Source organism: Streptomyces sp. NPDC002536, from assembly GCF_053594995.1.
The window spans coordinates 1-8,997 of sequence record NZ_JBSFWU010000171.1; the positions used below are offsets into that span (position 1 = coordinate 1).

At 72.4% G+C, this 8,997-nt stretch carries 7 protein-coding genes and 1 pseudogene; 2 read left to right on the forward strand and 6 right to left on the reverse strand.

Going from position 1 to position 8,997, the window contains the following annotated elements:
- Nucleotides 1-97: 97 nt before the first annotated feature.
- The 5 genes from ACWD4B_RS33950 to ACWD4B_RS33970 all read right to left on the reverse strand — a co-directional run bounded on the left by ACWD4B_RS33950 (nucleotide 98) and on the right by ACWD4B_RS33970 (nucleotide 6,288).
- Nucleotides 98-856, reverse strand: a complete 759-nt coding sequence (locus tag ACWD4B_RS33950; RefSeq protein WP_451424389.1) for a maleylpyruvate isomerase family mycothiol-dependent enzyme — start codon at nucleotides 854-856, stop codon at nucleotides 98-100.
- A gap of 98 nt (nucleotides 857-954) precedes the next feature.
- Complete coding sequence (locus tag ACWD4B_RS33955; protein ID WP_451424390.1) at nucleotides 955-2,163, reverse strand: cytochrome P450; 1,209 nt, start codon at nucleotides 2,161-2,163, stop codon at nucleotides 955-957.
- A 106-nt stretch (nucleotides 2,164-2,269) separates the two neighbouring features.
- Nucleotides 2,270-3,481: a cytochrome P450 family protein gene (locus ACWD4B_RS33960; protein WP_451424391.1), complete on the reverse strand. Its 1,212-nt coding sequence runs from the start codon at nucleotides 3,479-3,481 to the stop codon at nucleotides 2,270-2,272.
- Nucleotides 3,482-3,618: 137 nt separating this feature from the next.
- On the reverse strand, nucleotides 3,619-5,154 hold the full coding sequence (locus tag ACWD4B_RS33965; RefSeq protein WP_451424392.1) for an MFS transporter: 1,536 nt from the start codon (nucleotides 5,152-5,154) through the stop codon (nucleotides 3,619-3,621).
- Between the two features lie 261 nt (nucleotides 5,155-5,415).
- Complete coding sequence (locus ACWD4B_RS33970) at nucleotides 5,416-6,288, reverse strand: helix-turn-helix transcriptional regulator (protein ID WP_451424393.1); 873 nt, start codon at nucleotides 6,286-6,288, stop codon at nucleotides 5,416-5,418.
- A 163-nt stretch (nucleotides 6,289-6,451) separates the two neighbouring features.
- Between ACWD4B_RS33970 and ACWD4B_RS33975 the strand changes: the two genes are divergently transcribed.
- Together ACWD4B_RS33975 and ACWD4B_RS33980 are read left to right on the forward strand one after the other, a co-directional pair.
- Entirely contained in the window at nucleotides 6,452-7,861 is a 1,410-nt protein-coding gene (locus ACWD4B_RS33975; RefSeq protein WP_451424394.1) for an MFS transporter, read from the forward strand.
- A gap of 93 nt (nucleotides 7,862-7,954) precedes the next feature.
- Nucleotides 7,955-8,716, forward strand: a complete 762-nt coding sequence (locus ACWD4B_RS33980) for a MerR family transcriptional regulator (protein WP_451424395.1) — start codon at nucleotides 7,955-7,957, stop codon at nucleotides 8,714-8,716.
- Nucleotides 8,717-8,897: 181 nt separating this feature from the next.
- Here the strand turns inward: ACWD4B_RS33980 and ACWD4B_RS33985 are convergent.
- Nucleotides 8,898-8,997, reverse strand: a pseudogene (locus ACWD4B_RS33985) (IS200/IS605 family transposase); the annotation flags it as partial.

Genomic DNA, 8,997 nt, shown 5'->3' on the forward strand with positions numbered 1-8,997 from the left:
GGGGCTTCGTCCCGGTCCCCTGGGGTGGTGCGTCGGCTGCAGGCCGTCGGTGGCTGGTCGCGCAGTTCCCCGCGCCCCTTCGGGGCGCGGTACCGCATCAGAACGTCGAGTTGGTGAACCAGCGCTCCAGCAGGTCCTCATCCCCCTGCACCGCAAAGGCATCCGCACCGCGGTCGAGGCGGCCGTACACGAGCAGCAGCAGGTCCGCCGCAGGGCCCTCGACCGTGGCATCGGCCGACTCCGCGGGGCCCTGCTCGACCTCGAAGCCGTCCTGCCGCAGGCGGATCAGCCACTCGCCGCGGGTGTCGGTGCACCGGAAACGAATCGTTTCGCCGCCGCCGGCCAGATCGGCCACCTTGGGGGCGAAGAAGCCGGCGAAGGGCAGGTTGACCAGGAATTCGTCCACGCCGTCGGCCGCCAGCCCGCGGTCGATCACGGGCCGGAGGCCGAGGGCGAGTTCCGCGTCGGCACGGTGCACCAGGGTTTCGAACAGCATGCGGCGCACCCAGAACCGGGCGTGCTGGTCGGCGCCCCACGCCCACATCGGGGCATCCGGGTCGGTGACGGCGAAGGCGCTCGCGGCCTCGGCCGCGCTGTCCGCCAGCCAGTCGGGGTAGCCGTCCTCGTCCGCCGGCAGCCGCAGGTCCACCTCGCGGCTGCGCGGCGGCTCCTGGACGAGTTGGCGCAGCAGGACGGAGAACCAGCGCTGCACGCTGCCCGTGTGCCGGATGAGGTCGGTCAGCGTCCAGCCCGGGCAGCCGGGCACCGCCGTCGTACGGTCGGCGTCCCGGACCAGGTCCACGAATCTGGCGCTCTCCGCCGCGATGGCGTCCCGGTGGGTGGCAGGGTTGTTCATTCTTCCGCTCTCCTGGTCGTCGCAGGACCCGGCACCGGTCGGCCGGGCATCCCACCACGCATCTTGTCACCAGGCCACGAGGTCACGAGGTCACGAGGTCACCAGGTCACCGGAAGTCCGGCCGGCATGATCGCCATCCGGTTGGGGTGCCAGGGCACCTCCTCCAGCGGCACCGCCAGGCGGAGGCCCGGGAGCCGGTCGAGCAGGACGCGGAAGGCGGTCTCGGACTGGCGGCGGACCAGGTGGGCGCCGGGGCAGTGGTGGCGGCCGTAGCCGAAGCGGAGATGGGGGTTGGGGGAGCGGGTGGGGTCGAAGTCCCCGGGTTCGGGGAAGGCCGCGGGGTCGTGGTTGGTCGCGTCCAGCTGGAGCAGGACGAGGTCGCCCTGCCGCACCTCCGTGGTGCCGAGTTTGGCGTCCTCGGTGACGAAGCGGGGGATGGCGTTGCCCAGGACGACGCTGTGGCGCAGTAGTTCCTCGATGCACTGCGGCAGGGTTTCCGGACGGGCGCGCACGGCGTCCATCACCTCGGGGCGCTGGAGGAGGTTGAGCGCCGCGACGCCGAGGAAGCCGGCGAAGTCCTCGTATCCGCTGACGAACAGGACGGAGACGATGTTCGACAGTTGCTTGTCGGTCAGTCCCTCTCCGCGTTCGTTTCCGCTGTCGTTGAGGTCGGCGAGGCGGTCGGCGAGGCCGCGCGGTTGCCCGGGGCGGCGGGCGGCCATGTGCGCCTGCATATAGACGCGGATCTCCTCCCAGTTGCGGGCGAGTTCCTCGTCGGTGGGGGTCACCATGGTCAGGTCGAGGTCGGCCCGCACCGCGAGCCACTCGTGGTCCTCGAAGGGCAGTCCGAGCAGCCGGCACATGCACTGGGCGGCGACCCATTCCGCGAAGTGGTGCTGGAGGTCGCCCGGGCCGCCCTGCCGGACCATGGCGTCCAGGCCCTCACGGGTGACCTCGGCGACCCAGTCGGCGGGGAGCTCGGGCTGGTTGCGGCCGAGCGCCTTGAGGACTTCGTCCCGCAACCCGGCCTGCTGGAGGTGGTTCATGGCGTCGAGCAGCTCGGGTGCCAGGATCGGGGCGTCCTGGGTGGGCCCGTCGGGGTCGCCCAGGACGGACCGGGCGAACTTCCGGTCGCGCAGCACGTGCTGGGCCAGCTCATAGCCCGTGACGAGCCAGGCCTCGCCGCCGGAGTTGGTGCCGACCCTGGCCACGGGACAGCGGCGCTGCAGCTCGCCGAGTTCGGGGGCGAGGCGGTCGCCCTGGGTGCTGAAGGGGTAGTGCGGCAGGTCCTCGTGCGGTGCGGTCACGGTGTCGGGCCTTTCTCGTCCGGTCGTGTCTCCGGTCGCAATTGCGGTCGCGATTCCTGTCCCGATTCCGGTCGCGATTCCGGTCGGGCGTGGTCGAGGAGGTGCGTCACCAGCGCACCGGCAGCAGGGCGGGGGCCCGCAGGGGTGTGGACTCGTCCCAGGGGATCGACTCCGCCGGCACGGCCAGCTCGATGTCCGGCAGCCGCTCCAGCAACACCTCGAGGGCGATGCCGAGTTGCATCCTGGTCAGGTTGCCGCCGGTGCAGGCGTGCGGACCGTGGCCGAAGGCGATGTGCGCGTTGGGGGTACGGGTCAGGTCCAGCCGGTCGGGGTCGGTGAACGCGGCGGGGTCGCGGTTGGCGGAGGCGGGCACCGGGATGACCGCGTCCCCGGCCCGGATGTGCTGCCCGTGCAGGGTGAAGTCCTCCTGGGCGACCAGGATGTTGATGGCGTTCATCAGCGGGACGTGGCGCAGCAGTTCCTCCACCGCGGTGCCCATCCGCTGGGGCGCGTCGCGCAGCTCGCGCAACTGGCCGGGGTGGGTGAGCAGGGTGAACAGCGCGTTGCCGGTGTGCTGGATGTTGGTCTTGTAGCCGGCCATCAGCATGGTGACGACGAAGCTGACCACGTCGTCCCGGGTCAGCTCGCTGCCCGGGCGGCGGCTCTCCGCCAGCAGGAGGTGGATGTAGTCCTCGCCCTCGCTCTCCTTCTCCTTGCGGGAGATGAGCTCATCGCCGTAGTCCTGCAGCGCGTACAGGGCCGTCAGGACCTCGTCCATCGACAGCCCGGCGGCGCCGAGCAGGGTGAGGGTGTGCGGCAGGTAGATCTCGCGGTCCTCGTGCGGCAGCCCGGTCGTCTCGCACAGCACGCGCAGCGGCAGCGGTTCGGCGTAGGCGGCGATCAGATCGGCCGTGCCGCCGTGGGCGGACTCCACCATGGCGTCGATCAGTTCCCCGGCCATGGCCCGGATCCGGGGCACCATGAACTCCAGACGGCGCCGGCCGAAGAGCGGCAGCACGGTGCGCCGTACCCGCTCGTGGTGTTCGCCGGTCATCTCCAGGAACGTCGGCAGGCACGGCGGGGGAGCGTCGGGGCCCTCGCGGGGCGGCCAGGCGGAGAGCAGCGGCCGGATGAGGCGGGGATCGGCGAAGGCGGCCCGCGCGTCCTCGTAGCGGCTGATCAGCCAGCCGGTCTCCCCGTTGGGTAACTGGGCCTTGACCACCGGCTGTTCGGCGCGTAGCCGGGCGTAGCCGCACGGCGGGCCGACGGTGCCGGGTTCGACGGCCGGGACCGGGACGAGTTCCTCGGGACTGTTCATGCTGTCGGTTTGCTCCGTTCCGGGAAGCGAGAAGAGTTCTTTTCGATAATTTTTTCAGGACTTATCGCCAACAGTCAGGCTATGAAGGGTCGTTCGGGTTGTTCAGCTGATGAGATTGGATGTTTCCCCTCCGTCTGTCAACCATCAACATCATTCCCGGCCAGTCGGCCCGCCCCGGTTCGGTCCTGTCTGCCGGGGAGCGGGAGCAGGAAGGTTGCCAGGAGCGTGACCGCGAGCAGCCCGGCCTCCGCGACCAGAGTGATCTCCATGGCTCCGGTGCAGCCGGGTCCGGCAGCGATGGCCCGGTCGCCGAGCCCGGAGAAGAAGACCGTGCCCAGCACCGCGCTGCCGAGCGCACTGCCGAACTGCTGCACCGCGGTCAGCATCCCAGCGGCCGAACCCGTCTCGTGCGGCTCCACCGCGGCCAGCACCGTCTGGAAGAACGGGCCCATCACCAGCCCCATGCCCGCCCCGACGACCACCAGCGCCGGGGCGCCCTGCCACACCGTGACCTGTGCGCCGGCCGACCGCAGCGCGAGGACGAACAGGCCGGTGCCGAGTGCCATCACCACGACGCCGGTCTGCACCAGCGGGCGCCCGAACCTGCTCAGCACCCCCCGCCCGTCCAGCACCTGCACCACCGCGAAGCCGACGACGGTACCGGCGGACCACGGCAGCACGGCCAGGCCCGCCTCGAGCGGCGAAGCCCCCAGCCCCGACTGGAAGTAGAGGCTGAGCGCGAGCGAGAAGCCCGCCACCGCGGCGAACAGCGCGGCACCGGTCACCAGTCCGCCCGAGAAGGCCCTCTTGCGGAACAGCCCCGGGACCACCAACGGGTCGCCGCCGGTGCGTGCCACGCGCTGCTCGTACCGGCCGAAGACCCCGAACAGGACCACCCCGGCCGCCATCGAAACGAACGCCCACACCGGCCAGCCCTGTTCGCGTCCCTGCACCAGCGGGAAGACGACCGGCAGCGCGGCGGCCGAGGCCAGCACGGCACCCGCCAGGTCCAGCCCGGCCGCGGACCTCGGGCCCGACGCGGGCAGGAACCGCCACCCGCCGGCGAACGCGAGCAGCCCGAGCGGCAGGTTGACCAGGAAGACCATGCGCCAGCCGGTCCCGAACCAGTCGGCGCTCACCAGCCAGCCGGCCAGAACCGGGCCGCCCACATACGACAGCCCCATCACCGGCCCGTACATCCCCATGGCCCTGCCGAGTTCCCTGCCGCGGAACATCTCCTTGATGAGGCCGAGCCCCTGCGGGATCATCACCGCCCCGAACAGCCCCTGCAGCCCCCGCGCCGCGATCAGGAATCCCGGCGACATGGCCGCCGCGCACAGCAGCGAGGCGCCGGTGAACCCCGACGCACCGATCAGGAACGCCCGTCGACGCCCCAGGACGTCCCCCAGCCGCCCGCCCGTGATCAGCCCGACCGCCATGGCGAGTGCATAGGCGGCCCCCAGCCACTGGGTGACACCGGCCCCGCCGCCCAGCTCGGAACGGATCGATGGCGCCGCGATCGAGGCCACCAGGGAGTCCAGCATGTCCATCGTCTCCCCGGCGAGGAGCACCCACAGCGCGACCCAACGCCACCGGTAGGGCGGTGGTTCGGGCGCAGCGGAAGGGCCGCCGGGGGCGGACAGGGCCAGGTCGTCGGTTCGGGAGTCGGACATGGAAATGATCATGCCCAGGAGCCCGGGAAGTGAGGCGGGATCGGCGGCGGTTGGCGGGAAGTCGGCTACCGGGGCCGGCCCGCTTGTCCGGTCACGCCCTCTTGCCACGGAGGGCCCGGGGGTGACTCAGAACCCCGTCGCACGTGGTCAGACACGTGGCTTTGCCCCGGCCCCCCGGGAGGTGCATCGGCTGCAGGCCGTCCGTGGCTTGTCGCGCAGTTCCCCGCGCCCCTTACGGGGCGGCGACCTGTCGGACACGCCCTACCGCTCGGCCCCCTCCGGGAGCGCCGCCTCCCGGGGGCTGGCCATGTCGAGCAGCAGCATCGCGTCGTGGTCCGGGGTGCCGGGCGGCGCCTGATAGGTGACGAGGCGCTGGCCGCCCGTGCGGGAGATCGTCATCACCTCGAAGCCGAGGCACATCGAGCCGACCTCCGGGTGCTGGAAGTGCTTCCGGCCCCCGCCGCGCGCCTTGACGTCGTACCGCTCCCACAGCCGGGCGAACTCCGGGCTCTTCACCACGAGTTCACCGACGAGCTGAGCAAGCTCCGGCGCGTCCGGATCGGCGCCCGCCATCGCCCGCAGGTGGGCCGCGCTGTACGCCGCCATCTTCTCCCAGTCGCGGTACAGCCTGCGGCCCATGGGGTGCAGGAACACGTAGCGGGTGATGTTGCGGCGCTCCGGCGGCCAGTCCGTGATGCCCGGGTGGAGACGCAGGCCGGGCCGGTTGGCGGCCAGCAGGTCGTTGGTACGGCTGACGACGTACGCCGGTGAGGGGCGCAGCATCTCCAGCATGGTGCGGACCGACTCCCGCACCGTACGCGCCGGGCCCCGGCACGGAGTCGGCGACCGGCCCGCGGCGAGCGCCACCAGCTCGTGCAGCCGGCGCAGCGCATCGGAGGAGAGCTGGAGCACCTCGCCGAGCGCGGCGACGACGGCGGGCGAGGGCCGGGTCTCGCGACCGCGCTCCAGCCGCGTGTAGTAGTCCACGCTGACCCCGGCCAGCGTGGCCAACTCCTCGCGGCGCAGCCCCGGAGTGCGGCGGATGCCGGTGCCGGCGGGCAGGCCCACGTCCTGCGGGCGGACCTGTCCGCGACGGGCGCGGAGGAAGCGGCCCAGTTCCGTGCCTTCGCTCATCCGGTCATTCTCGCAAAGGAGTACGGGCGCAGGGAGGCCGTACCAGGGCCAGGCACCGTGCTCCCCCGCACGGTCCGGTCTGTCGGGGGCCGCGCACGCCGAGCACACTGCCATCTGTATCCGACAGGACGGGAAGGGGCAGCGCAGTGAGGGACAGTGCACGATGAGCGCGACGGCTCGGACCGGGACGGGTACGGGAGCCGGGGCGAAGGGGGACACCCGGGGCGGGCCGGGGCGGTCGGGCTCTGCCACCGCCGCTCTCGTCGCCGCCGTCCTCGGCTTCTTCGTGATCACGGTCGACGTCTCCGGCGTCAACGTCGCGCTGCCCGCCATGCGGGGGCAGCTCGGCGGCTCGATGTCCGGGCTCCAATGGGTCGTCGACAGCTACACGCTGATGTTCGCGGCGCTGATGCTCTCCGCAGGCGCCCTCTCGGACGCGGTCGGCGCGCGGCGCGCCTACGGTTGGGGACTCGGCGTCTTCACCCTCGCCTCGCTGGCCTGCGGGGCGGCACCGACGCTCGGGGCGCTGACGGCGGCGCGCGTGGTGCAGGGGAGCGCGGCAGCGGTGATGGTGCCCGCCTCACTGGCGCTGATCCGGCAGGCGTTCCCCGATCCGGCCGCCCGGGCGCGCGGCATCGCCCTGTGGACGGTCGGCGGCGCGGTGGCCATCGCCGCGGGGCCCGTCCTGGGCGGGCTGCTCACCACCGAGTGGAGCTGGCGCGCCGTGTTCTGCCTCAACGCGCCTGCCGGACTTGCCGGTTTCCTGTTCCTGCTGCGGGCGCCGCGCTCCCCGCGCCGCGCGGCCGCGTTCGACCTGCCGGGGCAGCTGACGGCGGTACTGGCGCTGGCCGCCCTGACCTTTGCCGTGATCGAGGGCGGGCGCGACGGGCTCACCGGCGCCGTGCTCGCCGCGGCCGGGGTCGCGGTGGCATCCGGGGCCGCGTTCGTGGCCGTCGAGGCGCGGCGGCGCACGCCGATGCTGCCGCTGGAGCTGTTCCGGCAGCGCGGCGTCACCGTGCCGGTCGTCGCGGGCTTCTCCGTCAACGCCGCCTTCTACGGTGTGGTGTTCGTCCTGAGCCTCTTCTTCCAGGAGCAGCGGGGACAGTCGGCGCTGTCGGCCGGGCTGATGTTCGTGCCGATGGCGGCGGTCACCGTCAATTTCAACTACCTCTCGCCGCGGGCGGTTTCCCGCTACGGCCCGCGGGCGGTGGTCGTCACCGGCCTGCTGACCGGCGTGCTCGCCTGCACCGGGCTGCTCGCCGTCCACACCGGAACACCTGCGTGGGCGACCGCCCTGCTGATGATCCCGCTGGGCGTCGGCGGCTCCCTCGCCATGCCGGCGCTGACCTCCCTGATCCTCGACAGCGTCGCCGCCGAACGGGCCGGTACGGCAGCCGCCCTGCTCAACACCAGCCGCCAGACGGGCGGGGCACTCAGCATCGCCGTCTTCGGCGCGCTCCTCGCCGGGGGCTTCGCGCGGGGCATGGGGGAGAGCATGCTGCTTGCCGCATGCCTGCTGGCGATCACGGCGCTGGGTGCGGCGGTGCTGCTGCCGCGGCCAGGCCGGGGTTGAAGTTGCCGCTGCGGCAGCCTCTACCGTCCTGAACAGGGCCGGAGAACCGGCCCGGTGGATCGTTCGCGAGGAGCGAAGGGTGAGGAGGCGGCGATGGGGTGGCCGATCGCGGAGGTCGCGCGGATGTCGGGTGTGACGGCCCGGACGCTGCGGCACTACGACGAGATCGGGCTGCTGCCGCCGGCGTGGACCGGCACCAACGGGCACCGCTACTACGAGGAGTGGCAGTTGCTGCGGCTGCAGCAGATCCTCGTCCTGCGGGAGCTCGGTGTGGGGCTGCCCGAGATCGGCCGGATCCTGGCCGAACAGGTCGACGAGCTGGAAGCCCTGCGCGGACACCGCAGCCGGCTGCTCGCCGAGCGGGACCGCCTCGACGTGCTGGTCCGCACCGTCTCCCGCACGATCGCCGCACTGGAACAGTCCGGAAAGGACGGTGGACCCATGATCAGCATCAACCGACCGGAGAACCTTTTCGAAGGCGTCCGGCCCGCCATGTACGGGGAGACTCTGCGCGACTTCCCCGAGCACGCCGAGGTGGTCCGGCAGCGCGCCGCCGCGATGACCGAGGAGGAGATCGAAGCGGGGCACCGCCGGCGGACCGCGCAGATGATCCGGCTGGCCGAGCTCATGGCCGCCGGCCTGCCCGCCGACGCCGACGAGGTGCGGGCGGAGGTCGCGGCCCGGTACCAGGCGCTGACCGACCTGCGTGCTGTCTCCGTCGAGGAGTTCCGGGCGATGGGGTGCTCCTGCGTGGAGAACGCGTCGTGGCGCGCGGCGTACGAGGCGATCGCGCCGGGCCTGGCCGCCTACCAGCGGGATGCCGTCGAGGCGTACGCAACGACCGCGCTGAGCTGAGCCGGAACCGGACCGCCACCGGGGCCGGCCGGACAGGCCCTTGCCGGGAAGGTGCGCTGCGCACTCGGCGGGCTATCGGGATTCGTCCGCAGTGCACCGGTCTTCAGACCGGTGGCGAAGCGGATGTTGCTGTGGCGGCGTGGAGCGTCGCGGTGGCGTTCCGGCGGAGCCGGACAAGACTTCACACGGGCCGGTTCTGCTGCTCGATGTACTGCCTGACGATCGAGAGCGGTGCGCCGGCGACGGTGCCGGCGAAGTAGGTGCCGGACCACGGTTGTTGG